Genomic DNA, 25137 nt, shown 5'->3' on the forward strand with positions numbered 1-25137 from the left:
TGGCGAAAATGGGCACTGGCGAATCATAGTTGTAGATACGTGCCGATCGCAGCCGGGCACGCGTATCGCATCACGGCGGCCGACCCTATGATCCAGCCGACTTCCGGTGTGCCGAATGCCACTGGGCTGATCGCCGTAGCGCGCCTGGAGGGCAAATAGTGAGCGAGGGAAAACTACTACCGCCGCTGACCGTCTGGCTTGCCTCGGCGATGTACACCTTTTATTGCGGTGAGGTCACCGTTGGTCGCCACCGCGATTGCGACATCTGGCTGCATGACGGCCAACCAGCTGTTCGTCAGCTGGTTTCGCGCATCCACGCGATTCTGCGATTCGACGGCACGCAGTGGCGAGTGGTCGACACCAGCCGGTACGGCGTGTTTCTCGGCGGTGTTCGCGTCGGACCGCTCGCCATCCGCGACCGACAAACCGTCACGCTAGGAAGTCCGCAAGGACCGCGGCTAACCTTCGGAGTGGGCAACCGCTTCGCAGCATCAATACCGCCGAGCTTGCCCACGCTCAAACGGATTGCCCCGACGATCACCTACGGCAGGGCTCAGGCTGCCAGTACGGCGCCATTCACGCGGCCGCAGCCGTGTTGGGAACAACTAGAAGTCGACCGGCTCGCCCACACGATGGGCCCGCCGCCGCCACAAAGCTTAGTGGCGCCGGAAACGGTGGGTCGCGACGTGACCAATGAACTCGTTGTCGACGACGCTTTCGCATCGCGCGTACACGCGGTGTTGGAGTCGACCACGGCGGGTCTGGAAATACGCGACGTGAACAGCGCAAACGCCACGTCCGTCAACGGCGTACCCGCAACTCGCGCACTCTTGCGCGAGGGTGGCAACGTCACCGTCGGCAAGACCAACTTGGTGGTGACGGGCGCCACCCTAAGACCGCAGCGACGCCCGCCAGCGGGAACCGCATTACCGCGGTGGCGCTAACGTGTCGGCGTACTCGTGGTGGCCGTGCGATTCGGTACCGATCAACGGGCTTCGATTGCTAACCACTCGCACGGAAAGCGCGCTAAAGAAACCAGGCATTCCCGGGTGTGGACTTTGGTCCAACCCTTTTGTTGCGAGGACCCATTCGGTGGCACCCAGGGTGCTCGCTCAGCCTCTGGGTCGTCGCAGCCATCCTCTGCCGCAGCCGACGTGCAAGACCTCCATGGACACCCGATTTTCGAGTAAATATCTTAGGGAAGATCGGACAAACCACCCATCCCGCGGTCAAACTGTTCGCACCGGTCTCGCGGTTGCGGCGTGGCCGATCACCCGGTGTTGGCGGCGTGACGTTGACTACCCAAGATCACGCGCGAGGATGATTGACTGGCCGCGATGAGGGCATCGATATGTGGTTCTGCGGCTCCGAGTGCCGACCAAACCGTGGTTGACCCACCACTGGGTCGACGCTGGGATCGTGATGGCGCGCGTGGTCAACGATCAGGGCGGTCCGCGGCAAATCGCCGCGCTAGCGTCGCAATGTCCACCGCCTGCAGGTACCGGACGCGCCGTGCCTTTTTCGCGATGATCACGGCGGCCACATCTGCGATGGCCAACGCGGCAAACGCCTCCATCCAGTCGCACGAAACCGAAGGCGTCGCGCCGGTGAAAATCATCGGCGGCGAAACCGCGTCTGCGTTAGCCGCCGCCGTGATCATTCCCGCGCTGATGCGGTCACGGGCCCGGCTTTCTAGAACAAGGTCGGATCGATCAGAAGGCGATGGGCGGCTTCACGGCATTGCGACCCCCACCTCCGGGCATCTCGGCCTGCGCGCATCTGGCCACGGCGATTCTCCGGCGCGTTCGTCGTGGCGGATTGGACCGCGGTAATGTTGAACTGGTCGTTATTCTCCGGCGTGTTGCCGGTCGCGCTGCGTATCGCTGCTATCGGGCTTGCCGGGTTGCTGCTGGCACAGGTGGTGGGGGCGCGCCGCAGTGGGCGGGCTAAGGCAGTACTACTCGCATTGTGCCTCCTCGTTGCGGTGGCTACCACAGCGACCGTCGTCTATCTGGTACGTAATGTGTGGAAGTTGTTTCCCGACCGACTGCAGCCGGCGATCTACATGTGGGCCAGCGCGGCGGTGTTCGCGATGGTTATCGTCATTGCTGGTGTGTTGTTTGCGCCTTCGGGTCGGCGGCGCGCGGGCGCGGGTATAATTTCAGCGGCCGTGGTCGTGGCGGCCTGCGTCAACGAGATCAATATGATGTTTGGCGCCTATCCCACCCTGGCCGACGCGCTGGAAATGCGCCGCTTCGACTACATCGCAATATCTGACGTCGCAACTCGGCCGCGGCTGCTGGCCGATGTGAGCCCGGTCGCGGCGCATTGGTTGCCGCCGCCCGGGCTGCCGTCACGCGGAAAACTATCCTGGGCGCCGATCCCCGCACTGGTGTCGGGATTCTCCGCCCGCAACGCTCAACTGTATTTGCCGCCCGCATACTTCGCTGACCCGCGGCCTCAGCTGCCGGTCCTGATTCTGGTCCCCGGACAGCCCGGAAGACCGCAAGATTGGCTGGCCGGCGGAAGACTTGTGCAAACCATGGATGCGTTCGCCAACGCCAACCGCGGCCTGGCGCCGGTGGTGGTAGTAGTCGACGGCACCGGAAGCCCCTTCCGTAACCCGCTGTGCACCGATTCGCGCCTAGGAAACGCTGCTACCTATCTTGCGCGCGACGTGCCGGCCTGGATCAGGGCCAACTTGACCGTCGATACCGAGCCGCGAGCGTGGGCCATCGGCGGGGCCTCATACGGTGGAACCTGCGCGTTGCAGATGGCCACTAACTACCCCGAGGTGTACCCGACCTTCCTCGACATCGCCGGGGGTGGCGAACCTACCCTGGGCGACCGGGCCCGCACAGTGGCCGAGGCGTTCGGTGGGGACCAGGCAGCGTTTCGTCGGATAAACCCACTTGAGCTGCTGCGCGACCATCGCTACCCCGCCAGCGCGGGGGCCATCGTTATCGGCGTTGATGACCGCGAGACCAAAAGTGAGGTCCGCAGGGTCTACGACGTCGCGACGTCGGCCGGAATGAACACTACCTATCTCGAAGTACCGGGAGGGCACGACTGGCGCGCGTTCTCGGCCGCTTTTGCCCGCGAACTGGCCTGGCTCGGACACCCGATGGGGCTCACCCAGTAACACCCTTTTGCGACCTGCAACCTGACTTGGCTCACTTCTGATGGTTCATGATTTTGTGGCGCGTTGACCTGCTGTTTTCGGGGTGATGCGGTGCGGATTTGCGCACTAATTGTGGGTCGTAGTCTGCGTTGGTGGCCTATATCCGCACCGGTGAAGACGGCCTCGGGCGCGCTGGCGGTGCAGATCGTGTGGTCCTCGCGGCGGGGGTCGCGCCAGATCGAGCACATCGGTTCGGCCCACGGCGAGGCGGGGCTGGCGGCGTTGAAGGCCGCGGCGGCCGAGCGGTTGGCAGCGGGGCAGGCCGTTCTGGATCTGGGGGTAGTCGCGCCGCCGGGGTCTGAGCCGTTGCCGATTGTCTCCTCGCAGATGCGTCACCTGTGGGATGCGCTGTGCTCGGCGTATCGGATTCTGGGATTCGAGTCAGCAACTGTCGGCGGCAACTGAATACTGACCACTGCGCGGCTTGCCGACAGCTGGTCAGTTTTCGGTTGCCGTTGACAGCAACCAAGGGCGACAAAGTGTTTCGCGATCTGGTGTTGGCCCGGATCATCGAACCGTCCAGCAAAGGCTTGGCTTCATAGTGCACCTCCTGTTGTGGGTTGGGTGGGAACTCGTTTTCTCAGCGGGCTGCCTTGTCGGGCGGTGAGGTTGGGGTGTCCGGGGATGGGTGGTTCGTAGAGCCGTTCGTTCTTGTCGTTTGCCTTGTGGGAGTTGAGGATCCCGGCCTTGGTCCAGCTCTTGACGGTGCTGCGGTGCACTTCGAGGCGCTGGGCGAGTTGGGTTGCGGTGAGCAGGCCTTGGGCGCGGAGCCGGTCGGCGTGGCTGGGCAAATCGTACTTGTGGCGCACGTGAACGACGATGCCGGCGGTGAACGGCTTGTTCTCGCCGGAGCGGTGTCCGGCGGCGTTGAGCGCTTCGGCGGCCTCGGCGTCGGTGTGGGTGTCCAGGAGCCGGTCGAGTGCTGCGACGGTGTCGGGGCGGGTCTGGCGGGCCTGCCAAGATGTCGGTGGTATTGCAATGGCGAGGCTGTGAGTCTGTCCGCCGCGTAGACGTATGTGCAGGTGGATGCGATCGGTCTTGTGCAGGGTGACGTCGTTGACCAGGAGGCGGGCCATGCGTTTGCGGTCGCGCTGGGGGGTGTGCGGGTTGGCCCAGAGGGCGGGGAAATCGGTTGCCAGTGAATGGATTTGCTGTTTCACGTGGTCGGTGAGGGTGGCTGTTGGGGCGGCGGTGATGCGGTCGTAGTCGTCGCGGGCTGCCTGTAGGGCGCGTAGCGCGTCGTTCCAATCGGCTTCGAGGCTGTCGGCGACCAGCCGGTTGTCGGGGTCGACGGCCAGGTAGCGGCGGCGGGCCAGGTCGGCGCGGTGGCGGGCGCGTTCGACGGCTTGTCGGCGCAGCGCGTCGGCTTCGGCGGCGCGGCTGTCGAGTTCGGCCTGCACGGTCAGGGCGACCTCGAGCGCATGCGGGGTGAGGGTGTCGAGCAGCAGGGTGCCGACGGCGTCGTCGATGACTGCGCCGGGGATGGTTTGGCAGCGGGCGGTGCCGTCTTGGATGCAGCGGTTCATGCATTGGTAGTCGGGGACCTCGACGCCGCGGCGGGTGTGGTAGCGCACCGTCATGCGCCGTCCGCAGCGCCCGCAGATCGCCAGGCCCTGCAGCAGTGCGGTGCCCTCGCGGGCGGGGCCGGCGGCGCGGTCTTGGCCGTGCGCGGTGGCGTTGGCCAGCAGCAGCCGCTGGTTGGTTTCGTACTGCTGCCAGCTGATGTAGCCGGGGTGGGCGTCGGGGAACAGCGCGATCCACTGCTCGCGCGGCAGGGAGCGGAAGGTTTTCTTGCCGTTGGTGCTGATGCGTTCGCGGCGGCGGCCGTAAGCGAACGCGCCGGCGTAGCGGGGATTGTGCAGGGTGCGCAGCACCCGCCAGTGCTGCAGCGGCATCCAGGCCAGCTCACCCTTGTGGGCCCCGGTGCGTACCCGCACCGGGAACAGCAGCCCGTCGGCATTGAACTGCTGCACGATCGCGCGTGCGGAGCCGGTGCGGGCAAACAGGGTGAACACGTGCCGGATGGCTTGTTGCACACCGGTATCGGGGTCGAGCACGATGCGCCCGGCAGGGTCGTAGACTAGCCCGACCGGCAGGGGCATGCGCAGTTCGCCGCGGCGCGCCTTGGACAGTTGCCCGCCGATGAGGCGGGCCCGGATGAAGTGCAGTTCGGCCTCGCTCATGGTGCCCTTGAGCCCCAGCAGCAGCCGGTCGTTGAAGTCGGTCGGGTCATAGAGCCCGTCCTCGTCGCAGATCAGCGTTGCGGCCATGGCGCAGATCTCCAGCAGTCGGTGCCAGTCAGCGTTGTTGCGGGCCAGCCGGGAGACCTCCAGGCCCAACACGATCCCGGCGCGGCCCATGCCGACCTCGGCGACCAGGCGCTGGAATCCTTCCCGGTCGGCTGCCGAGGCGCCGGACTGGCCCTGGTCGGTGTCAATGGTGACGATCCGCTCGGCGTCCCAGCCCAGCGCGATCGCCTTCTGCCGCAACGCGTACTGGCGGGTGGCGGATTCGGTGTTGGTCAGCACCTGGCGCAGCGTGGACTGGCGCACATACAGGTAGGCGGTGCGGGCCAGGTGCGCACCGGTCACCTTCGCCGCGGTCTGCTCGCTCACCGCCGGTTATCCCCGCGTCGCGACAGCCAGTGCCATCGACGCCAGCAGCCCGACCAGTTCGGCGTCGGCGTTTCCGGCGATGGGCGACCCAGCCCGGGCCGGCGTGGGCGGCGAGACCGTCGGGACGCTCGTTTGCCGCACCCGCAGCCATGCGGCGACCCCGCGCTGCTGCAGCACCGCCAGCCCCAGCCGCCATCCGTCGGTGTCGCCGCAAAGCGCTCGGCGGCGCAGCTGCTCATACCCGTCCACGACGTCGGATCCATCACCGCCGGTATCGTCGATGTCATTGCCCGTCTCCACTTTTGGAACTTTCAGCGCGAGCCAGCGCCCGCTCCACCGATCGCGGGTGCACGCTGATCGCAAACTTCGCGGCGATCGCGGCGGCCAGCTGCGCCGAAACCATGCCTGGATCCTGCTCGCGTAGCTGCTGCACATACGCGATGACCTCGTCGGTGAGCTTGTGCGCGCGCCGCGGGCCGGGCTTGGCCGGCACCAGCCCACCCAGCCCCTCGCGGTCCACCGCTGCGGCGGCCTCGTAGTACGACGGCCGGGAGAACCCGAACGCAGCCGCCGCGGCCGTGACCGGCGCGCGGTCGACCCGCACCCGCCGCACCATCTCGTATTTGACCTGCACCACATCCCGGGCATCGAAGAACTCTGAGGACCCGAACTGTTCATCCTCCACCGCCTCCGGGCGAGGATTCAGAGTCCGTGTCTCGGCCAGCGCCGCCACCTTCGCATCCGGCTCCCGCTTCCGCGCCACAACCACCTCCCTAACTTTGATGTAAGCATGATTATGCCGTCTTATGCGGCCGAATCGGTGTTCGACACGCCCGAGGCATAGCCAAATCGCCTTTATACAACCTGTGACGGCGCGATTACGCCAAGTCCAAGTGGAGGGCCGACAACTCCGGCGGCATAATCTGATTAACAATAGCGGCATAATCGTCTTTACAGTCGGTCGTCGGACAGGCCGTCGATCAACCGCCGCAGTTCAACCAGATCGGCGAACCGGAACGGGCACCGACCCGTGGCCATCGTGACGAACGCGTCCGGCCCGGCCGCATCCGTCCAGCCCACTGGCAGCGAGAACTGCCGGCCGTCCCCGTCGAGGAAGAACACCCGATCCTCCGACCACGTCTGCCGAACCGCAAGGAACACGAACTCGCGACCAAATACTGCAGCCGTAGATCGTGGTTGGTGTGGTTTGGGCGTGTCTGCGCTGGTCAGGGCGGTGACCGCGGCATTGTTCGGAGTTTGTGAAGACATCTGAATTGGCCGCGGTCGCCGCGGTTCATAGCGTAGACCTGGATCGGTGGTTGTCTGAGTTTTCAGCGGTGATTGATCGGATCGCGCCGCGTTTCGCCCGATATGAGCCGCTGCGTCATGCCGGTGAGCTGATGGCCGGGATGGTCTCTGGGTTGGACAGAAAGAATTGCTGGACCATCGCCGAGCACCGCGGTGCGGCCACCCCCGATGGGCTGCAACACCTGTTGGGACGGGCCAGCTGGGATGCTGATGCCGTGCGCGATGATCTGCGTGATTACGTCATCGACGCCTTCTGTGATCGCGGCGCGATCCTGGTCGTTGACGAGACCGGCGACATCAAGAAAGGCACCCACAGTGTCGGGGTGCAACGCCAATACTCGGGTACGGCTGGGCGTATCGAGAACTCACAAGTCGCGGTGTATCTGACCTACGCCGCCCCGCGTGGACACGCGCTGATCGATCGGGCGCTGTATCTGCCCAAATCGTGGACCCAGGACTCGGATCGCTGCGCTGATGCCGGAATCCCCTCTGATAAGCGGGGTTTCGCTACCAAGCCTGCCCTGGCTATCACGCTGATCGACCGTGCTGTGGCCGCCGAAGTTCCTGCGGCGTGGGTGGCCGGCGACGAAGTTTATGGCGCCGACCCCCAACTGCGGGCGGCCGTTCGCGGCCACCGGCTGGGCTATGTGCTGGGGGTCGCGGCCAACCGACGTGTGCCCACCCACGCCGGTGCGATCCGCGTCGATGCCCTCCCGGCGCTGATACCGGCACACGCCTGGCAGAAACACTCCGCCGGCGATGGAGCCCACGGTCCCCGGCTGTATTCCTGGGCCTGGTTTCGCCTGCTGGCCGAAGACGACACCGATACTGGTGTGCACCATTTGCTGATCCGGCGCAACGACACCACCGGCGAGCACGCCTACCTACGCTGCTACAGCCCCAAACCCGTGCCGCTGCGCGCCCTGGTGCAGGTTGCCGGCCAGCGTTGGCGCATCGAGGAATCCTTCCAAGCAGCCAAAGGCCTGGTTGGAATCGACCAGCACCAGGTCCGGCGCTGGAAATCCTGGCACCGCTGGACCACCCTGGCCATGCTCGCCCACGCCTTCCTGGCCGTGGCCACCGCAATCGAACGCGACACCACACCCACACCCACCGGGCTGATCACGTTGACCGTCAACGAATTCCGCCGACTCTTCGACGCCCTACTACTGACCACAAACCGCACCATCACCAGCCTGCTGGCCTGGTCACGATGGCGACGACAACACCAATACCGAGCCCGCCAATCCCACTACCGACGACGAGAAAACCAATGATCACGATCTACGGCTGCAGTACAAACCACGGATGAAACGGGTGCGTCACCCGAACAATTCGCTGATCACCTACCGGATCAAGCGCAGTTGACGACGCGGGATAACGCGTTGGCCGAGACCACGATCGGACTCTACAAGAACGAGTGCATCCGGGCGGATTCGCCGTTTCGCCGCGGCCCGCTGAACGCACTGGGCGATGTCGAGTACATCACCGCCGACTACGTCGCCTGGTTTGGATATGCGGGTGATCCTCGGCGTGTCTTCTGTGATGCGGCCGGGCCAGCGCCGATGCTGTGGTCGGGAGGTTGTCGTGTGCGTGCCGTGCCTGGTTCGACCGGCCGGTGGCGGCGTCCCGCGACTGGGTCATCAACTGCTCGACGACTATCTCGGCACCGTGGCCTCTCGAGCGCGTCCGAATACGGTGCTGGCCACTGCGTTCGATTTGAAGGTGTTCTTTTTGGTGGTGGGCAAGGCGCCGGAGGATGTCGACATTGCGGACGTGTTGTCGTTCATCGTCACGCAGCGCCAGCCGCGCCGCGGCGCGGAAGTGGTGCGGATCGAAGACGGTGAAGCGGGCCTGTCGGCGCGCACGATCAAGCGGCGCCTGGCCTCGGTCACTGGGTTGTTCGAGTACCTGATCGTTCGTGGTGTCGTTGCCAGAAACCCCGTGCCCCGTGGGTTGTCGACTCGCACCCCGAGCCGTGCGGTGCGTGGGGTGCCGCTGATCCGCACGCCACGCACGCTGCCGCGGGTCATCGACCCGGGCGAGGTAGACGCCTTGATGGCTGCGCTTCGCACGCGTCGGGACCGGGCGATGGTGGAGGCGATGCTGCTGGGCGGGCTGCGGCGCTGCGAGGTGCTCGGGCTGCGGTTGGGTGACGTGCGGCCCGGTGAGAAGCGGTTGTTCATCGCTGAGGGTAAGGGCGGCCATCAGCGGATCGTGCCGGTATCAGCTCGGTTCTTCACCACCCTGGCCGACTATTTGCAGACCGAACGCCCGCCCCACTGCGCGGCAGATCAGGTGTTCGTGGTGCTCAAGGGCCAGCGCCGTGGACGGCCGTTGAGCGCAGCCGGGCTTGACGAGATCATCGCTGGCGCCCGCCGGCGCGCCGGTATCGCCCATCTGACCTGTCATCAGTTGCGGCATACCTGTTTCACACGCCTACGTGAGGCCGGGATGGCATTGGAGGCGATCCAGGCCCAGGCCGGCCATCGCTCCATCGAATCCACCCGCGTCTACCTGCATTTGGCCAACGATTGGCTTGCCGGCGAATACCGGCGGGCGGTCGAGGCGATCGACGCCCAAGCTGTGCAGGCGCCGTGACGCCCGCGCCGCTGTCGCTGGCCGTAGACGACGCGTCGATCGTCGAAGACTATCTGGCCGCGATGCGGGCCGCAGGACGCAAGACGGGACGATCGACCACCCAGGCCGCGCATACCTGCCAGACCAAAATCGCCCGTGCCGGCGGCTGGGGCGGGCTCACCGCGGACCAGCAGCTCGACGCGGTCGCCAAGGCACGATCGTTTACCTCCTGGCTGATGGTCACCGGGCGCATCATCGTCGATGCCGAACTGCTCAGCTGCAGCGATCTGCGGCCGGGCATCCCGGCCCGCGGGTTCTGCGCCGCGGACTATCACTGGTTCGTCGAAAACTGTTCGAGGATCGGTGTTTCCAACAGCGATACCGCGGCGCAGTGGAACATCCTGGCGAAGATCGCCGCGATCACCGGTAGGTCGCCGTGCGCGGTCACCGATGAGCACTTCGATGCCGCCCGCATCGCGATGACCACCGCCTACGCCCGTCGCGGCAAGCCCAGCGCAGGGCGCAACGTGGCGTCGGTCTTTCACCGCTTGCGGCTGACGCTGTTCCACGCCGGCCAGATCTCCACATTGCGGCCGCCGACAACTAGCCCGCCGGTCTCGGTGACCGGATGGGCAACGGTGGCAACGAGATTCGCAGAGTCCGCGCAGCGCTATGTCGCCCAGGTCACGCTGAGTCTGCGACCGAGCACCGTCAAGGCCATCGAGCACGATCTGCGCGAGTTCGGCACCTGGCTGGCCGACACCCACCCCGAGGTGGGCAGCTGCGCCGACCTGCACCGTGAACACATCGAAGCGTTCAAGACGTGGCTGTGCACCCATCCCCGGCCGACCACGCGCAAGCCGCTCAACCGGGTCAGCATCAAGAACGCGCTGATCAATCTGCACTGCTTTTTCACTCGGATTACCGAATGGGGCTACCCGAACCCGCCGGTGCGGCCGCTGATGTTCCCTGGGGACCTCCCGATCATCGACAAACCGCTGCCGCGCTTCCTCGATGACGCCGCTGCGGCCAAGCTACTGCGCGCCACCCGCGCCGACCCGGACCCGTTGTCTCGGTTGATCGTCGAGCTGCTTGCCCGCACTGGGATCCGCCGCAGCGAGCTGCTGGCCCTCACTGCCGATGCGGTCGTGCAGATCGGCTCGGCTTACTGGCTGCGGATCCCGATCGGCAAACTGCACAATGACCGCTACATCCCGCTGCACCCGCAACTCAAAGAGCTGCTCGACGACTGGATCAGCCACCACCGACCCACCGGACTGCGCACCAATCGCCTTCTGCTCGAACATAACCGGCCCATCAGCTCCCATCGCGTGACCAAAGCGCTGCGGCACCTGGCCGACACCGCCGGAATCGGCAACGTCACCGCCCATCAGCTGCGCCATACCCTAGCCACGCAGGCCGTGAACCGGGGCATGAGCCTCGACGCCATCGCGGCCCTACTCGGACATTATGCGGGTGATCTTGTCAAGTACGTCTGGTCAGGAAGCGGTCTGATCGAGTCGGGCGAGCAGCCCATCGAACACTTTCTGGCGGCCGAGTTGTCCTTTCTCGGCGGCGTCGTCGCGTTGTGCCTGCAGAGTCGGGCGGAACTCGATGGTGGTCTGGAAGAAAGTGCAGGATTCGCAGATGGATTCGAAGTGGCAGTCCAGGCCGACGGGTCGGGCGCAGTAGCCGTTGCCGAGCATGCGGCGGTGCATCTCGACTCGGAGCTTGCGCATTTCGGCGCCTTCGGCTTCGGCGGGCAGTGTTCGCGGCTGGTCGTAGAGGGCTTCGACTTTTTCGCTGACGGAGAAGTATTCGTCGGCGACAGTACGGTCGGCGATTCGGGCGTACACGAGGGTCATCCGCATCGATCGGTGCCCCAACAATGCGGCCAGGGCTTCGAGGGACATGCCGCGGTTGATCGCCTGGGTCGCCAAGGTATGCCTGAGGCGATGAGGCGAAACATGGCCGATGCCAGCTGCTTTCGCGGCCTTGGCGACTGCCCGGTCGACGCGGCCTTGGCCGATGCGTTGGCCGTACTCGACGAACAGGTAGCGGCTGCGCAAGCTGGTGGGCCGAGTGGCGATCCAGGTGTCGAGAAGATCCTTGAGTTGGGGATGCAAGGGAATGTAGCGGTCGGTACGCAGTTTGCCGAGCGGCACGTGCAACCAGTACGCGGCCCCGATCTGCACGACGGAATCGACTGTGAGATCGAGGAATTCGCCTTTGCGCAGTCCGGTGCGGGCCAGGAACTCCACGCACAGTCGCACGAACGGGTCGTCGGCGGCGCGTGCGGCCTGCAGGAGCTTGGTGAAGGCGGCGTCATCGAGGAACCTGGGCAGCGGGTCGTCGCGCAGTGGCAGGTCGCCAGGGAACATGAGCACGCGGGCGGGGATGTCGTCGCCGTCCCATTCGGTGAGCCGCTCGAAGCAGGTGCGCAGGGCGCCAAGGTGTTCGGCGAGACCGGTCTTGGACAACCTGCCGCCACGGGCCGAGGGCCGGGTGGACAGGTGCAGCTTGTAGGCCTCGATGTGTACCCGACGCAGGTCGGCGACGCAGAGCACCTCGGGGGCGTTCACGGCCAGCCAGCCGGCGAACTCCCGCAGCACGCCCTCGACGCGCACCATCGTCGAGGCCCGCAGCGACAACCGGGTCTGGGCGATGTAACCGGTCAAGGTGGCCGCCAGCCGTGGCGGAACCGCAGCCCACTGGGCGGCCCGCTCGGCCGAGCGGTCCGGGTTGGTTTTGCGGGGAGCGGTGTCAAGGACGCCGAGGTGGAACAAAGTGGTCTGCGCACCGAACAGCGCCGCGCTCAGTGCCTTGGCGCCATGACTGTCGGGTCGGTGGCGAGTTATCGCGGCGGTCAAAGCTTTTCGCTGTGCGTCGATCACCGGCTGAGTCAGCCACTGGGGAGTCAGCCCGGCCAGCGCTGCCACCTTGGCCAGCGCCGACCACTGCAGGCGGGTCGCCACAGGGCCGAACCCGAGCTCAGCGGAGCGTGCGACAAACCGCTCGTGGAACCCGCGGTGATGATGGGCGGCGACTTCGCCGAGGTAGGGCCGGCACGCCACAAGATAGTCCGGGCTGGGCCGCAGCCGTCCCGTCACGATCAACCAACCGACCACCCGTCGATCCTTCAGCGGCAATGCACACTGGGTTGCCAGCGGCAACACGGACCAGCCCGCCACACCCACGCGGGTGAAGAACATGCGAGCCACCGAGGTCACCGGGTGTCCGGCGAACATTCCGGCCGCCACGAGGTCGACCCGATACGCCTCGACGAGTTCCTCGATGTTGGGGCGATGTGCCGGTGAACCGTTCATTCCTCGGCCGCCTCGCCGGACGCGACGACCTGCGCCTCGATCGCTTCGGCGGCGCGCAGGTACTCCCGCTCCAACCAGTCGTTTGCCAGGTGCAGGTAGATGCGGGTCGAGACGATCGAGGAGTGGCCGGCCTGGGCTTGGATCGCCTCCAGTGCCATCCCGGCCTCCCGCAGCCGGGTGAAACACGTGTGCCGCAGCTGATGGCACGTCGCCTGCGTCAGCCCGGCGCGCCCACGCGCACCGTCGAGGATCTCGTCCAGGCCCGCCGCAGTCAACGACTCACCGCGCCGCGGTCCCTTCAACACCACGAACACCCGGTCGGTCGACGCCCGCGGCCGCTCGTGGTCCAGATAGTCCCCGAGCGAGGCGAAAAACCGCGCAGATACCGGCACTATCCGCTGCCGCCCGCCCTTGCCCTCGGCCACGAACACCCGCCGCTGGCCGGCGTTGACGTCGTCGAGGCGCAGGCCCAGTACCTCGCAACGTCGCAGGCCACCCAACAGCATCGCCTCGACCATGGCCCGGTCACGGTGAGTGCGCAACGCCGCCCGCAGCGCGTCGACCTCGCTTGGCGCCAGCACCCGCGGCAGCGTCCGCGGCGTGCGGATCAACGGCACACCGCCCTTGCCGCGCCGAGCACCGGGGCGGCGGGCGGCCAGGCTGCTCGGAACCGGGTTGCGGCTCACGCCGGTGTCACCTCGGGCCGCGAGGTAGGCGTACAGACCACGCACACTCGACAACCGGCGGGCGATCGTGCGCGCCGCCAAGCCCGGCTCGCCATCCTCCAATCGCACCACCCGCTCGCCCAAGCGGGAAGTGCGTTGAGATGCCAAGAACGCGAAGACATCTGCCGCGATCAACCTGCGCTGGCTCCTTCGCAACCACACCAAAAAAAATCTTCAAATCCGACGCCACCGCCAGCCAGGTATTGGTCCGAGCTCGCGCCCCAACGAAGGCAAGATAGTCATCCAGCAGCGGATGCCCCAGGGTGATCGCGACGAGCTCCACCCCACGATGGTGACGAATCAAGCACGGCCTGAACTGGTCCATCGGGGTCTCCTGGCTCGTCGGTCAACCGGCCCACGCCCGGGTAGATCACCCGCCGCAGATCACCCGTATATCAGTTGTGTGGTCCCCTTCCGGGGACGCCCGCGCATGCGGGAAAATCGGGTGCGGTCGCTCGCCGAGGTCGATCATTCTTGGCGCTGGTGAGCCCGTATATCAGTTTGATCCGGGGAGCCGATGGTGGGGCTGCGCATTGTTGCCATGAGCACGAGGGTCCGACTCTTTTCTATCCCTGTTCGGTTCCTGCGGGCGGCCGCGCTCATGTAATCGGTTTCCCGGGAAGGATTTTCGTTATGGACGAGGTCGATGATGTCGAACTGCTAGTGGAGCGGGTCGCGGCGCTGGATCTGGGCAAGGCTGTTCTGGAGGCGTGTGTGCGGGTGCCGCAAGCACAACGGGCCGGCAGACGAATGCAGGAGCTGCGCAGCTACGGTACGACGACCGCACAGCTGTTGGCGTTGGCGGGCTGGTTGCGGCACTGGCAGGTGCAGCGGGTGGTGATGGAATCGACCAGCACCTATTGGAAGGGCGTGTACTACCTTCTGGAGGCCGAGGGGTTTGACTGCTGGCTGGTCAACGCCCGCGAGGTGAAGAATGTGCCAGGTCGGGCGAAGACAGACCGGGCCGACGCGGTCTGGCTGGCCAAAGTCGCCGAGCGTGGGATGTGCCGCCCGTCACTGGTGCAGCCGCCCGAGATCCGTCGGCTACGCGACCTCACGCGCTACCGTCGGGCTCTGGTGCAGGATCGCACCCGTGAGCAGCAACGGGTTGAGAAGCTGCTCGAGGACGCCCAGATCAAAATCTCGTCGGTGCTCTCGGACCTGCACGGCGTATCCGGGCGGGTGATGATGGAAGCCCTGATCGCCGGAGAGCGGGATCCGCGGACGCTGGCCCGGCTGGCCAAAAGCGGTGCGCGGAAGAAGACCGACCAGCTCGAAGAGGCGCTACGCGGATTCTTCACCGACCACCACGCGACGATTCTGAGGATGATGCTTGATAACAGCGACCGGATCGGCGCGCAGATCGCCACACTCGACGCCCGGATCGAGGAGGCGATCGACCCTTTCTCCCGACAGGCAGCCCGGCTCGCTGACATTGTCGGCGTGAACACCGTTGCCGCCGCCGAACTCATCGCTGAGACTGGGGTCGACATGACCCGGTTCCCAACGGCCGCGCATCTGGTGTCGTGGGCCAAGTTCTGCCGCAGACCCACGAGTCGGCCGGTAAGTCGATGAGCAAGGGCCGCGGCAAAGGCAACCCGTGGCTGGCCGGCACTCTTGGCCGCATCGCGTTCGCCAACTCCCGCGCCGACACCTTCCTGGGCACCCGTTATCGGCGCCTGGCGCGACGCCGCGGCAAGCAGAAGGCGATCGTGGCCACCGGCAACTCGGTGCTGACCGTCATCTATCACCTGCTCTCCGATCCACAAGCCCGATTCTGCGACCTCGGACCCGGCTACTACGAATCCCGGATCAACAAACACCGCCGTGCCCGCGACCTCGCCACCCAACTCCAAGCGCTCACCGGCCAGCACATCGCCATCCGGGACGGTAAAGCGGTCATCACCGACAACGCGGCCTGACACTAAATCGACAACGCCACAACATGACCCGGCTCCCGTCGGGTGCCTTCGGCTGCCCACTCACCATCCGATTTTCGGGTCAGACACAAGACCCTCGCCATGACCATGATCTACGCGCGCATCGCCGACAAGACCGTCGCCGACGAGTACTTCGCCGTTACCGAAAAAGTCGAGGCCCTCTATGGCCAGCCCCGCGAGCTCGCCGGCGATGACGAGAGCCGCGAAATGCGCAAGCTGCGCACCGAGATGCATCGGCGCATGCTCGGCAACGGCTACTGCGCTCGACCCGTGGAGATGGACTGCCACTTCGAATCGATCTGTGAATCGTGCAGCTTCTTCGTCACCACCATCGAGTTCCGGCCCACCCTCCAACGGCAACGCGACGACGCAGCCCAAAAGGGTCAAATCGGACGCCAGAACATCTTTGACGGCATCCTCCACCGACTCGACACCGACGCATCCTGAACGGCTGCCTTGACAAGATCACCCACATAAGTACAACCAGCAGCGCCTCATGCACCGCCTCGGGCGTATCCCACCCGCCGAAGCCGAAGCCCGCTACTATTCCGAACTTGTGACCGACCAACCGGCCGGCTCACAGAACCCCGAGGGTGCATGAAACCCAGGATGGTTCAGATCGCATCAATCATCTGCGCTTGGTTGGCTGCCAGCTCTGCGTTGAGGGCGACCACGCGTTTGGCCATTCGGACTGCCTCGGCGCGAGCGGTGCTTGTGGCAAGATCTTCGGCCCGGGTGCGCCAGCGGGCGGCCTCACCAATCTGCCTGGCGGTCAATGGCTTACGAGCGTCGATACCCAGGGTGGTCATCCGCAGCAGCGCGGTGAGTGCGTTGACGGCCGCGGTGCGTTCAGTCGTCATGTGCTCACGGGCGGTGACCAAAACCCGCAATGCAGCCCGAACACCGTCGCCACTTCGCGGCCGGCGCAACTGCTCAGGTTCAAGGGACAAAACCGCGGCTGCGATTCTGCGGGCGTCCAAGGGGTCCGACTTGCACGATTGCGCAGCAGGCGAGCGGAGGCCCCGCCCCTTCATCGCATCATGAGCAACATCCGGTTGGCGGTACAGCGCTCAGACAGGAAGTCGAACTTGGGGTTCATCAGGGTCTCCTGTTTGTGCGGAACAGCCCTATCGGCGAATACCCTCACTTCAGTTGACAGCAACCCTCGGGCTGCGCAACGGGTCCTGTGCGCCTCCTATTGCACGTCAGCGCGCTGATTGATCACGTGAGCGTGGCGGTTAGGTCACACGATCGGTGATCGCTGACAGGATGGAGTTCGCGGTCGGGCCATGGCTCGGTAGGCCGGAGACCAAGACGTCGATCAAAACGGAGGACTTCACGCGGTACGTTTCGGTCCAGGTGTTGTCGGTGGACTTGAGCGTCGCGGTTGAGGGGTCGAGCATCTCCATGGTGAATTGATAGTCGGCGTTGGCGTGCAACGCAGCGCATTCCGCGAGTGCGGAGACAAGGCCATCAAGCGCGGTGTGGGCCGCGTCGCTGCTGGGATACGCGGCGATGGTTTGACGTACCAGGGCGATTACGCGGGTGTGGAAGGCAGGGGTTGCGCTACCGACGGCTGCGGTGTAGGACACCGCATGGAATATGATCCAGTTGTTCCCGAAGGTGCGGTTGGTGTTTCCTACTGCTTGGCATGCGATGGGAGCGTTCGGGTTTGGCGTGGGTGGTTGAGTCATCTCCAGCTGCGGTTGTTGGGTGAGGCCATCGAACATGGCGATGCGGCGCACATCGTCGACGCTGATAATCAACGCGTCGATGGCGATCCCGGCAGTGGGATTTGTGCGGGGCCTCGCCGGTGCGCCCGGATGTGCGCATGCACAGACGAAAACGATTGCGCAGCAGGTGATAAGAGACGCGGAGGCGTCCGCAGCCAGTGCTCGCAACCATGACGTTACTCGGGCTGTCTTCCACGCTTGCGCGGCGACAGCTCTGCGCCTATTGCGGCGTGTCTGGCGCATGCCGGGGTCTGTTGCCACAATGCGTTGCGATGTCGCTAACCTCATCCCGCCAATCTATGAGGGTCGGCGACAACTGTGCCTGGGCCCACTGCGCGTGTACGCATTGCGGTGCTATCGTCGCAGGGCTCGGCGGTCGGCGTGAAAATACGTGTGGCCGCTGGTGATTACCGATACCGCGGCGGCGACCGCCAGCATCTGCGACCCGCTCACCACCAGGCTGATGCATCCTCCGATCACTGCCCCAGCGACGAAGCTGGCCCACAACAGGAAGTATCCGAGCCAGTCGGTGGCCCGCCCGCCGCTGATGTGACGCTCGATACCTTGACCCAGCTTAACCAGAGTGCCTGTCACGTAGCTAAGCGGGATCGATACCTCACCTTTGTCGACGAACGAGGTGTTCAGGGCACCAATTCCCAGAGCAACGAAAATAACTGGCACGAAAGACACGTCATGTGTTGACCATCCGTCCACGATGACGTCCACAGCGGCGGCCGTAACGAGGAACAATGCGGCCAACACCGTGGAGCCGTGGGGATGCGCCAGCCACAGATGCCGTCGACACAGCGACGCGATCACCACGCCGCCGACAAACGACGCCAACAGCAGCGCTGCCGTGATCGAAAGCCATTGTTCATTGCGGAAAAATCCCAGGACTGCGCGCTCACTATTGCCGGTCATGAAGGTGACGAAGTAGCCGGCAGAGTGGGTAAAGGCCGCTGCCCCGATCAATCCCGCCACAGCGGCCAGGACCCACGATAGCCGGGCTTCACTGCCCAAGATTTTACCCATAGACGGTTGCGGCGAACTCGGTCGCCGCCGCCCCGGTCCTGCCGCTGCACCGATCTCGCGCAGCGCCTCAAGATCAGCGCGACTCAACGCCGGTTCCCCGCAGCCTGCGCACTCCGGGATACGCAACCGAGACTGCGACCGCAACCGGAGACTCGGGACGCAAAGTTCACATTGCCGCGTTGAACGACGATCGCGACGCGATGAATCATCAAGCATCAAAGTACAACTCCTGCATACGATTTGTTGTCGACTCGAGAAATAGGGGCCAAGCAATCGATACGTTGAATAGTGACTACCCGGGCAGTGATCGTGCGGTTTGTTGCTATTGCCGCTTTCAGCATCCGCAACCCTGTCCGTGCCACGAGCGTAAGCCTTGCCAGACACCGATACCGGCGATGCCTAGACCGATCGCAGGATCCAACCACCACCCGCCGACCCACAGGCCCGTCGTGGCCAGACCGACAAAGACTGCGCCGGCTTGGGCGGCACACAAATAGTTCTGGGTGCCTTTGCCCACTGTAGCCGCTGACCCCAGACGAGCGCCGAGTCTGTGCTGAGCCCACCCAAGGACCGGCATCTGCACCAGTGCGGCCGCGGTCACCGCAATGGCGATCGATGTGATGTGGGGTTCATGGTCGCCGAGGAGGTGATGGACGGATTCGGCGGCGACGTAGGGGGCGGTGAGCCAAAATGACACCGCCACGCCGCGTTGAGCGCCCAGCTCGGCGGTCTCGGAGAAAGTTCGCGCGCCGCTGAACCGCCAGATCACCACCAGGCTGGCCACCGCCTCGGGGGCGCTGCCCAGGGCCCACGCGGTCAGCGCGATGGATCCGGCCGCGATGCCTTGCCACAGGCCGACGGCTCCTTCGGCGACCACCAGGGCGAGGCTGATCCAGGCCAGCCGGCGCGCCCAGCGAGCGGCCCAGTGCCAGTCAGCTCCTTTGGCGTGACCCGTGGTCAGGGTGAGTTGACGTGGGTCAGAACAGGTACTGTCCATGATGGTGTTGAGTCTCCAACCGAGTCGGGGGCGATCCTGAGGGGCGTGAGTTCGACGCGCCAGTTATAGTCGCGCCGGCTTGTCGGCGCGACAATTCATGGCTTGCGGTCCGAGGCCGAAGTGAAACGGCTGGCGAGCGGCGGAACGGTCGGCGCAGGCCGTGGCGGGGCCTTCTCTACCCAGGCCTGGGGCACCGAGAGCTCCCCGACCGCGGCCGCGGGTTTCAGGTCGGGCTGCTCCCCTGGCGCGGCCCGCCTGCCCGAATAAGTGCTCAACCGGCTGCGCGGGGGCACGCGGCAGCCGCTGAACCAAGCCCGCACCGGCACGGGCCGGCCCCTTGTCCGACCGACTGTGTCACTACGATCACTGTCAGCTCCTGCCAGCCTCGAGATCAGTGCCCAGACGGCCGACATCGGCGACGTCAGCCCTGCATTATCAGAATCGGGATCGGCACCGGAATCTGGTGTCGGCTGCGGCGTGCCACGTGAGTGCGATGTCGGTGATGCGAGGCTCTCCAACGCACAAGGCACGGCGCGATACAACTGCGCATCTGTTTTGATTCGCCGCAACGCCAGAGTGTCACCTGGCTCTCCGGGCCCGACACCGATGAGCTCGACATCGGGCACGGGAAAAGGATCGAGCTCGGTCGCGGCCGCGGCATTACGCGCATAGCTGTACATCGCGGCGGCGTCCTGAGCCCACATTTCGCTGTAGCGCGCTTCCACAGCGGCGATGGCAGGCGTGTGTTGAGCGAGGTGGTTGGCGGCGGTAAGTGACCGCAACCGCTTGCGGTTCGCGATGATCTGCATCGGCAGCACCGTCTGCCTCAGGGCGATTCCATAGGCCGCCGCTGCCGACCTGGCTTGCGCGGCGGTGCGGTGCGCGCGTGCGGCCGTGAGGGCGATCCATTGCAAGTAGGGCCTGACCGCGTCGGCCATTAACGAGGCCGAAGGCCCCTGCCAGAAGTCGTTGCCCAAGCCTGAGATTGTCGAGAGGACGGAGATCTCCGCGGAAAAAAGAGCTTCCGCGAGCGCCTCCCAAGCCGCGGCGGCGGCCAACAGCGATTCCGAACCGGGACCGCGGAACATTCTGTTGGAGTTGATTTCCGGCGGCAGCAGCCCATAATCCATCGTTGTGGCTCCGATCAGTCAGCGGCGTGACGGCGAGGGTCGGTGATGTCTCGGCGACCCGACATTGCAGCCCGAAATTCGACGCCGTGGCAGCGCCGCGGTCATCAGAGCAATGACAATCGCGGACACGATCAGCGGCGCCTCAAAGGTGATGCGGCAAGCCAGCGCTGCCGACAGCAGCGGTGGCCTAGCTGGGGAAACGGACACAAAATTCTCCTTCTCGCGCAGACTTCTGGGTGGACGAACGGACCCATCCGGCGCGATCGGGCGCTGTCGGACACGCCGAACCAGCAAAATGATCTGCGCCGCAGGGGCATGCGTCAGATCACTGGGCGCGAGATCCGTTTGCCGAACGGACCGACACAAGCGACGGTTGCTAGCCGCTACAGCCACGCAGTCAGGCAGCGCAGCCGCCGACAGGGTCAGCGATCAACTAGCCTCGTGCAGCGCCCAACGATGTGACGCCATACCGTCAGCGGCGTGCGAGACAATATCTGGTCAAAAGATCCTGGCCAGTCCAAATGACGCCTAGCCCACGGGGCGGACCCCACCCGGACTGCAGCATGTGCTCGAAAACCCAGCCCGCACCAGCGGCCAGCGCCGCCAGCATCCCGAGCGCGACAAGACCCGGCGTCATTTGGGGCAGAATCGCCGCGGCACACACTTCGGGGCATTGCGGCGACGGACATGGACATTGCCTGAGATGCGTGGGATCGCCATTGACCACGACCGAACCAGTGAAGGAGGACAGAAGGGCATGGGCGGTGTCCGGTGTCGATGGCGCGGTGTGCTTGAACTCACCGACGCCCCCAGTAAGCAGCCAAAGCGCGGCGAAAAGGGCGACAACCGATCGCCACACCACCCGCCTGTGCGCTCCAGAGAACATGAAGGTCAAATTTAGCACCCAATTCCAATCTGGCCGTCAATTCAGCGGCGTGCCTCACCTACTTTGAGCGCGTAGCCGGTGGTGGTGCCTCACCTACTTTGAGCGTATGGCCGGGAAGGCTTGCCCGATGTGGAGGGCAAGATCGATATGGCCGCGAGACGGCAGGTAACCAACAAGCTGCAGGTCCAGTACCGCAAGGCGGCAAAGGCGGACAAAGGCAGGATTTTGGATCGGGTGGTGGCCACTACGGGGATGGGCGGCTCGACAGCTCGGCGGGCGTTGACCGGCCCGCGGCTGCCGGATCCGGCCGAGCAGGTCGATAGGCGCACGCTGCGCCCGCGCGGCTTCAGCGACGACGCCAGGGCGCTGCTGGCCCACGTGTGGGCGTTGATGGGCATGCCGTGCGGCAAGTACCTGGTGGTGATGCTGGAGCTGTGGCTGCCGCTGCTGGGCGCCGCCGGCGACTTGGACAAGCCGTTCGCCACCGAGGCGGCATTGGTCGAGCTGAAGGCGATGAGCGCGGACACCGTGGACCGCTACCTCAATCCGGCACGGGACAGGATGCGCATCAAGGGCATTTCGACGACGAAACCGTCTCCGCTGCTGCGTAATTCGATCACGATCCGCACCTGCGCCGACGAGGCGCCCGATGCACCGGGGGTGATCGAGGCCGACACCGTGGCGCACTGCGGCCCGACGCTGATCGGCGAGTTCGCCCGCACCTTGACGATGACCGATGTCGTGACCGGCTGGACTGAGAACACCTCGATCCGCAACAACGCATCCAAGTGGATCACCGAGGGCGTCGAGGGACTGCAGCAGCGGTTCCCGTTCCCGATGGTGGTCTTCGATTCAACTGCGGTGGCGAGTTCATCAATCATGAATTCGCTGGGTGGCTGCAGGCCCGTGACATCGCCCAGGCCCGCTCCCGGCCGTACCAGAAGAACGACCGGGCCCATGTGGAGTCCAAGAACAACCACGTGGTTTTAGCATCATCATCATTCTTCATAAACCCTCGATAAGCCTTCCTGCAGGCTACCGATCCGGGTCGATCAACCTGCAGGAGCATTGCCGCTGGCCACAAAGTGCTTTATCGACGTCCAGCGGGCAATACTGACACTCGAAATGTTCGGGTAGTTCAGAAGACCGCGAGCCACGTGGCGATGTAGTGGCAGATCGCCGCGACTGCGGTGCAGGCGTGGAAAACTTCGTGATAAACAAACGTCGACGGCCACGGGTCGGGCCGACGCAGTGCGTAGAACACCGCACCAATGCTGTAGAGGACACCGCCCACCGCCAGCAGCACCATCGCAGCCACCCCGGCGTTGTGGAGAATCATCCCGGTGTGACCGACCGCCACCCAGCCCAGCAGCAGATACAAGGGCACGCCCACCCAGCGCGGCGCCGTCGGCCAGAACACCGTCAGGGCGATTCCGGCCAGGGCGCCGCCCCACGGGCAGCTGATCGACGTGCTTCGCGAGATGCGCATCATGCGGCTCGGCCAATGCGTGGACGCTACCGGGGATTTCGCGCCGGAGGCGTTGCAGCGCACCCGGTCCGCGCTGACCAACTACGCGGAACTGTCACCGCCCATGGTGTGGACCGGCATCGGATGGTCGCGGGGCATCGGCCACCCATGATGCCGGTAATCGTGATGTCATCTTCGCGATGACTGCCGAGGTGCTCGGTGATGTCATGGACGGCGCCGTCGCCGAAGTGATCACCGGCCTTGAGGAGGCTGAGCTGTCGTTCCGCGGTGCGGTCAGCGAATTGAACTCCGCAACAGAGGCTTTCGTCGTCGTCGACCTGGGCGGTGGTCGACCAAGGTGGTACTGGGCACCGAGACGGTGACCGCGAGCTTCTCCGCCGACATCGGTTGTGTCCGGCTGACCGAGCGGTGCCTGCACTCCGACCCGCCGCGGTCGCCGAGGTGGCGGCGGCCCGCGATGGTTCGCGACCGGCTCGGGAACGCGGTGCGCATCGTGCCGGTGGAACGGGCGCGTAGTGGGGTCGGGCTGGCCCGGCACGATGACGCCGGTCGCTGCGCTCGCCCATGACATGACGGCCTATGACTCTGCGGCCATTCACCTCCTTCGTGTCGACGTAGACCGGTTGCTCACCGTCTGCGATGGGCTGATCGCGATGCCGCGGGCCGCCCAGCGGGCCGCGTTGGGGCCGATGCACGAGGGTCGGGTCGACGTGATCGTGATCGAGGAGCTGGCCCCTGCATTACGGGAGCGGGCCGGCATCGAGGAGTTGACGGTTCAGCGAGCACGACATCCTGGACGGCATCGCGCTGTCGATCGCCGACTGACCTACTGCCCGAACGAGATTTCGAGCAGTCTCTTCTTCTGCTCGGTGTATTCCTGTTCGCTCAGCCGTCCAACGGCGCGCTGTACGGCGATATCGCGGATCGCGGCGGCGACGCCGGTCATGACCGTCCGCGGCGCGGGCGAGGCCTCGGCGTCGTCGTCGGCCGGTGCGTCCTCGGTGCGACCGGTGAGCCGCGCCGAGCTGGCGTTCTTCATATGGTTTGCGGCGGCTGGCGGGCCTGCCATGGCCTGTCCGGCCATTCCGCCAATTCCCATCTGGTTGAACGTGTTTGCCGCGTCGAATTCTGCTGCCGGCCCCGCTGCCGCGTTCGCGCTCGACAGCGGTGTGCTCAGCGCGGTCGGGCGTACTTCGGGTCCGGCGACGGTCCAGTTCGGTGGCACCGTCAATCCGCCGATCAAGTTGGCCTTGCCCACGGCCGCTGACATCGTCGACGCAGGGAACCCGCCAGTGGGTGGGTTCGGAAGAGTCGCGCGAAACGGCTGCACAGGCGCCGGTCCGGTACCCGGCCAGGCTTCTTCCCCGTTCCAGCCGCTGACGGTGTCATCGTCAACGAGACCCGAGGCACTGTTGAAAGCGGAGGCAGGAAAATCCCCGAACGCGGTCAGCAGATCTGTCGGTGCGAGCACGAGAAAGTCAGTTAAGTCGGCTGGTGCAAGGAGAAAGACGGAACTCAGGATGGCCAGCGTAGTGAGCGGGTCGGCCTGGGCCGGTGTCGCCGCCGCGGACAACCCCTGCGGCACTACCCACATGGCATCCAGCGCATTGCCGGCGAAGATGCCGGTTTGGCTGATCGCGGCGGCTTGGCTGGCCGTCCCGCTAGGGTCGGTGTTCTGGTGCGGGGAGGTAAACGGCGTCAGCACGACCGCGTCCGCTGACGAACCTGCGTAGGTGTACATCGCCGCAGTGTCCTGGGCCCACATCTCGGCGTATAGCGCTTCGGTGGCAGCGATCGCCGCTGTGTTCTGTCCCAGAAAGTTGGTTGCCACCAGCACCGCCAGCAGGCTGCGGTTGGCGGCGATCTCTGGTGGCGGCACCGTGGCTGCGAACGCCGCCTCGTAAGCGGCGGACGCCGTGCGGGCTTGGGCCGCGGTTTCCTCGGCTTGCGCGGCGGTGGCGCTCAGCCACTGGACATAACGCTCGGCGGCGGCACTCATAGCGGCGGACGAGGAACCCGACCACGCCCCTTCGGTAAGTTCCGACACGACCGACTGAAATCCGTTCACGGTCGTATACAGCTCGTCGGCCAAGCTGCCCCAGGCCTGCGCAGCGGCCAGCATCGGCCCCGGTCCCGGACCGGTATACATCCGACCGGAGTTGATCTCCGGCGGATAGATCCCGAAATCCATGACT

At 65.4% G+C, this 25137-nt stretch carries 20 protein-coding genes and 7 pseudogenes; 13 read left to right on the plus strand and 14 right to left on the minus strand.

What is annotated here, in order from left to right; all coding sequences use genetic code 11:
• The first annotated feature begins 158 nt into the window (after nt 1-158).
• The gene (locus MKCMC460_RS17120; RefSeq protein ID WP_236982959.1) at nt 159-944 is read left to right on the plus strand and encodes an FHA domain-containing protein; all 786 of its coding nucleotides are present in this window, start codon (nt 159-161) and stop codon (nt 942-944) included.
• Between the two features lie 491 nt (nt 945-1435).
• Here MKCMC460_RS17120 and MKCMC460_RS17125 read toward each other — a convergent pair whose 3' ends face one another.
• Complete coding sequence (locus MKCMC460_RS17125; protein ID WP_236982957.1) at nt 1436-1660, minus strand: hypothetical protein; 225 nt, start codon at nt 1658-1660, stop codon at nt 1436-1438.
• 324 nt (nt 1661-1984) lie between these two features.
• On the opposite strand from MKCMC460_RS17125, the gene MKCMC460_RS17130 reads away from it, so the two are divergent.
• Complete coding sequence (locus MKCMC460_RS17130) at nt 1985-3142, plus strand: esterase family protein (RefSeq protein WP_238304601.1); 1158 nt, start codon at nt 1985-1987, stop codon at nt 3140-3142.
• 177 nt (nt 3143-3319) lie between these two features.
• Nucleotides 3320-3708 (plus strand): annotated as a pseudogene (locus MKCMC460_RS17135) (hypothetical protein); the annotation flags it as partial.
• Nucleotides 3709-3717: 9 nt separating this feature from the next.
• Here MKCMC460_RS17135 and MKCMC460_RS17140 read toward each other — a convergent pair.
• From MKCMC460_RS17140 to MKCMC460_RS17155, 4 genes are all read right to left on the minus strand, one after another.
• Complete coding sequence (locus MKCMC460_RS17140) at nt 3718-5796, minus strand: recombinase family protein (protein WP_238304603.1); 2079 nt, start codon at nt 5794-5796, stop codon at nt 3718-3720.
• A 6-nt stretch (nt 5797-5802) separates the two neighbouring features.
• Nucleotides 5803-6096, minus strand: coding sequence for a hypothetical protein (locus MKCMC460_RS17145; protein WP_236982955.1), 294 nt, complete (start codon nt 6094-6096; stop codon nt 5803-5805).
• Entirely contained in the window at nt 6080-6559 is a 480-nt protein-coding gene (locus MKCMC460_RS17150; RefSeq protein WP_236982954.1) for a helix-turn-helix domain-containing protein, read from the minus strand. Before MKCMC460_RS17150 ends, MKCMC460_RS17145 begins: the two co-directional genes overlap by 17 nt.
• Nucleotides 6560-6747: 188 nt before the next feature.
• Nucleotides 6748-7065, minus strand: coding sequence for a DUF5372 family protein (locus MKCMC460_RS17155; RefSeq protein ID WP_255731185.1), 318 nt, complete (start codon nt 7063-7065; stop codon nt 6748-6750).
• Nucleotides 7066-7136: 71 nt separating this feature from the next.
• Here MKCMC460_RS17155 and MKCMC460_RS17160 point away from each other — a divergent pair, with 71 nt between their 5' ends.
• From MKCMC460_RS17160 to MKCMC460_RS17175, 4 genes and pseudogenes are all read left to right on the plus strand, one after another.
• A complete protein-coding gene (locus tag MKCMC460_RS17160) occupies nt 7137-8381 on the plus strand; it encodes an IS701 family transposase (RefSeq protein ID WP_044544439.1) in 1245 nt (414 codons plus the stop codon).
• A gap of 99 nt (nt 8382-8480) precedes the next feature.
• A pseudogene (locus tag MKCMC460_RS17165) lies at nt 8481-8615 on the plus strand (IS3 family transposase); the annotation flags it as partial.
• Nucleotides 8616-8697: 82 nt separating this feature from the next.
• Nucleotides 8698-9705: a tyrosine-type recombinase/integrase gene (locus MKCMC460_RS17170; RefSeq protein ID WP_238304604.1), complete on the plus strand. Its 1008-nt coding sequence runs from the start codon at nt 8698-8700 to the stop codon at nt 9703-9705.
• A gap of 941 nt (nt 9706-10646) precedes the next feature.
• A pseudogene (locus tag MKCMC460_RS17175) lies at nt 10647-11144 on the plus strand (tyrosine-type recombinase/integrase); the annotation flags it as partial.
• A 39-nt stretch (nt 11145-11183) separates the two neighbouring features.
• On the opposite strand, the gene MKCMC460_RS31825 reads toward MKCMC460_RS17175, so the two are convergent.
• Nucleotides 11184-13010 (minus strand): site-specific integrase, encoded by a 1827-nt coding sequence (locus MKCMC460_RS31825; RefSeq protein ID WP_264891017.1) that lies wholly within the window; start codon nt 13008-13010, stop codon nt 11184-11186.
• Nucleotides 13007-13870, minus strand: coding sequence for a tyrosine-type recombinase/integrase (locus MKCMC460_RS17185; protein WP_236982950.1), 864 nt, complete (start codon nt 13868-13870; stop codon nt 13007-13009). Before MKCMC460_RS17185 ends, MKCMC460_RS31825 begins: the two co-directional genes overlap by 4 nt.
• A 498-nt stretch (nt 13871-14368) precedes the next feature.
• On the opposite strand from MKCMC460_RS17185, the gene MKCMC460_RS17190 reads away from it, so the two are divergent.
• The 4 genes and pseudogenes from MKCMC460_RS17190 to MKCMC460_RS31830 form a co-directional block, all read left to right on the plus strand.
• Nucleotides 14369-15310, plus strand: coding sequence for an IS110 family transposase (locus MKCMC460_RS17190; RefSeq protein ID WP_238304605.1), 942 nt, complete (start codon nt 14369-14371; stop codon nt 15308-15310).
• Nucleotides 15307-15657, plus strand: a complete 351-nt coding sequence (locus tag MKCMC460_RS17195) for a hypothetical protein (protein WP_238304606.1) — start codon at nt 15307-15309, stop codon at nt 15655-15657. Before MKCMC460_RS17190 ends, MKCMC460_RS17195 begins: the two co-directional genes overlap by 4 nt.
• 99 nt (nt 15658-15756) lie before the next feature.
• Nucleotides 15757-16122 (plus strand): hypothetical protein, encoded by a 366-nt coding sequence (locus MKCMC460_RS17200; RefSeq protein ID WP_236982948.1) that lies wholly within the window; start codon nt 15757-15759, stop codon nt 16120-16122.
• Between the two features lie 16 nt (nt 16123-16138).
• Nucleotides 16139-16276 (plus strand): annotated as a pseudogene (locus MKCMC460_RS31830) (IS3 family transposase); the annotation flags it as partial.
• A gap of 13 nt (nt 16277-16289) precedes the next feature.
• On the opposite strand, the gene MKCMC460_RS17205 reads toward MKCMC460_RS31830, so the two are convergent.
• The 5 genes from MKCMC460_RS17205 to MKCMC460_RS17225 all read right to left on the minus strand — a co-directional run bounded on the left by MKCMC460_RS17205 (nt 16290) and on the right by MKCMC460_RS17225 (nt 20567).
• Nucleotides 16290-16709: a transposase gene (locus tag MKCMC460_RS17205; RefSeq protein ID WP_370652853.1), complete on the minus strand. Its 420-nt coding sequence runs from the start codon at nt 16707-16709 to the stop codon at nt 16290-16292.
• 204 nt (nt 16710-16913) lie between these two features.
• Nucleotides 16914-17696 carry a sensor domain-containing protein gene (locus MKCMC460_RS17210; RefSeq protein WP_309297897.1) on the minus strand — a complete coding sequence of 261 codons (783 nt, stop codon included), beginning with the start codon at nt 17694-17696 and terminating at the stop codon, nt 16914-16916.
• 66 nt (nt 17697-17762) lie between these two features.
• A complete protein-coding gene (locus MKCMC460_RS17215; protein WP_236984054.1) occupies nt 17763-18440 on the minus strand; it encodes a YoaK family protein in 678 nt (225 codons plus the stop codon).
• Between the two features lie 334 nt (nt 18441-18774).
• Nucleotides 18775-19437, minus strand: coding sequence for a cation transporter (locus MKCMC460_RS17220; protein ID WP_236982944.1), 663 nt, complete (start codon nt 19435-19437; stop codon nt 18775-18777).
• A gap of 95 nt (nt 19438-19532) precedes the next feature.
• Nucleotides 19533-20567 carry a PPE family protein gene (locus MKCMC460_RS17225; protein WP_236982943.1) on the minus strand — a complete coding sequence of 345 codons (1035 nt, stop codon included), beginning with the start codon at nt 20565-20567 and terminating at the stop codon, nt 19533-19535.
• Nucleotides 20568-21705: 1138 nt separating this feature from the next.
• Here MKCMC460_RS17225 and MKCMC460_RS17230 point away from each other — a divergent pair.
• A pseudogene (locus MKCMC460_RS17230) lies at nt 21706-21990 on the plus strand (transposase); the annotation flags it as partial.
• Between the two features lie 601 nt (nt 21991-22591).
• Here the strand turns inward: MKCMC460_RS17230 and MKCMC460_RS17235 are convergent.
• Nucleotides 22592-22909, minus strand: a pseudogene (locus MKCMC460_RS17235) (hemolysin III family protein); the annotation flags it as partial.
• On the opposite strand from MKCMC460_RS17235, the pseudogene MKCMC460_RS17240 reads away from it, so the two are divergent.
• Nucleotides 22884-23767 (plus strand): annotated as a pseudogene (locus MKCMC460_RS17240) (exopolyphosphatase). The pseudogenes MKCMC460_RS17235 and MKCMC460_RS17240 overlap by 26 nt on opposite strands.
• Before the next feature lies 1 nt (nt 23768).
• Here the strand turns inward: MKCMC460_RS17240 and MKCMC460_RS17245 are convergent.
• Nucleotides 23769-25133 (minus strand): PPE family protein, encoded by a 1365-nt coding sequence (locus MKCMC460_RS17245; RefSeq protein ID WP_236982941.1) that lies wholly within the window; start codon nt 25131-25133, stop codon nt 23769-23771.
• Between the last annotated feature and the right edge of the window lie 4 nt (nt 25134-25137).

Source organism: Mycobacterium sp. 20KCMC460, from assembly GCF_022179425.1.
Lineage (GTDB): Bacteria > Actinomycetota > Actinomycetes > Mycobacteriales > Mycobacteriaceae > Mycobacterium > Mycobacterium kiyosense.

Coding starts and splice junctions, on each gene's coding strand:
- MKCMC460_RS17125 (WP_236982957.1), bottom strand. CDS start 1,660: ATGATCACGGCGGCGGCTAACGCAGACGCGGTTTCGCCGCCGATGATT.
- MKCMC460_RS17210 (WP_309297897.1), bottom strand. CDS start 17,696: ATGAGGTTAGCGACATCGCAACGCATTGTGGCAACAGACCCCGGCATG.
- MKCMC460_RS17190 (WP_238304605.1), top strand. CDS start 14,369: ATGGACGAGGTCGATGATGTCGAACTGCTAGTGGAGCGGGTCGCGGCG.
- MKCMC460_RS17155 (WP_255731185.1), bottom strand. CDS start 7,065: ATGTCTTCACAAACTCCGAACAATGCCGCGGTCACCGCCCTGACCAGC.
- MKCMC460_RS17205 (WP_370652853.1), bottom strand. CDS start 16,709: ATGAAGGGGCGGGGCCTCCGCTCGCCTGCTGCGCAATCGTGCAAGTCG.
- MKCMC460_RS17200 (WP_236982948.1), top strand. CDS start 15,757: ATGACCATGATCTACGCGCGCATCGCCGACAAGACCGTCGCCGACGAG.
- MKCMC460_RS17195 (WP_238304606.1), top strand. CDS start 15,307: ATGAGCAAGGGCCGCGGCAAAGGCAACCCGTGGCTGGCCGGCACTCTT.
- MKCMC460_RS17215 (WP_236984054.1), bottom strand. CDS start 18,440: ATGGGTAAAATCTTGGGCAGTGAAGCCCGGCTATCGTGGGTCCTGGCC.
- MKCMC460_RS17225 (WP_236982943.1), bottom strand. CDS start 20,567: ATGGATTATGGGCTGCTGCCGCCGGAAATCAACTCCAACAGAATGTTC.
- MKCMC460_RS17220 (WP_236982944.1), bottom strand. CDS start 19,437: ATGGACAGTACCTGTTCTGACCCACGTCAACTCACCCTGACCACGGGT.
- MKCMC460_RS17245 (WP_236982941.1), bottom strand. CDS start 25,133: ATGGATTTCGGGATCTATCCGCCGGAGATCAACTCCGGTCGGATGTAT.
- MKCMC460_RS31825 (WP_264891017.1), bottom strand. CDS start 13,010: ATGAACGGTTCACCGGCACATCGCCCCAACATCGAGGAACTCGTCGAG.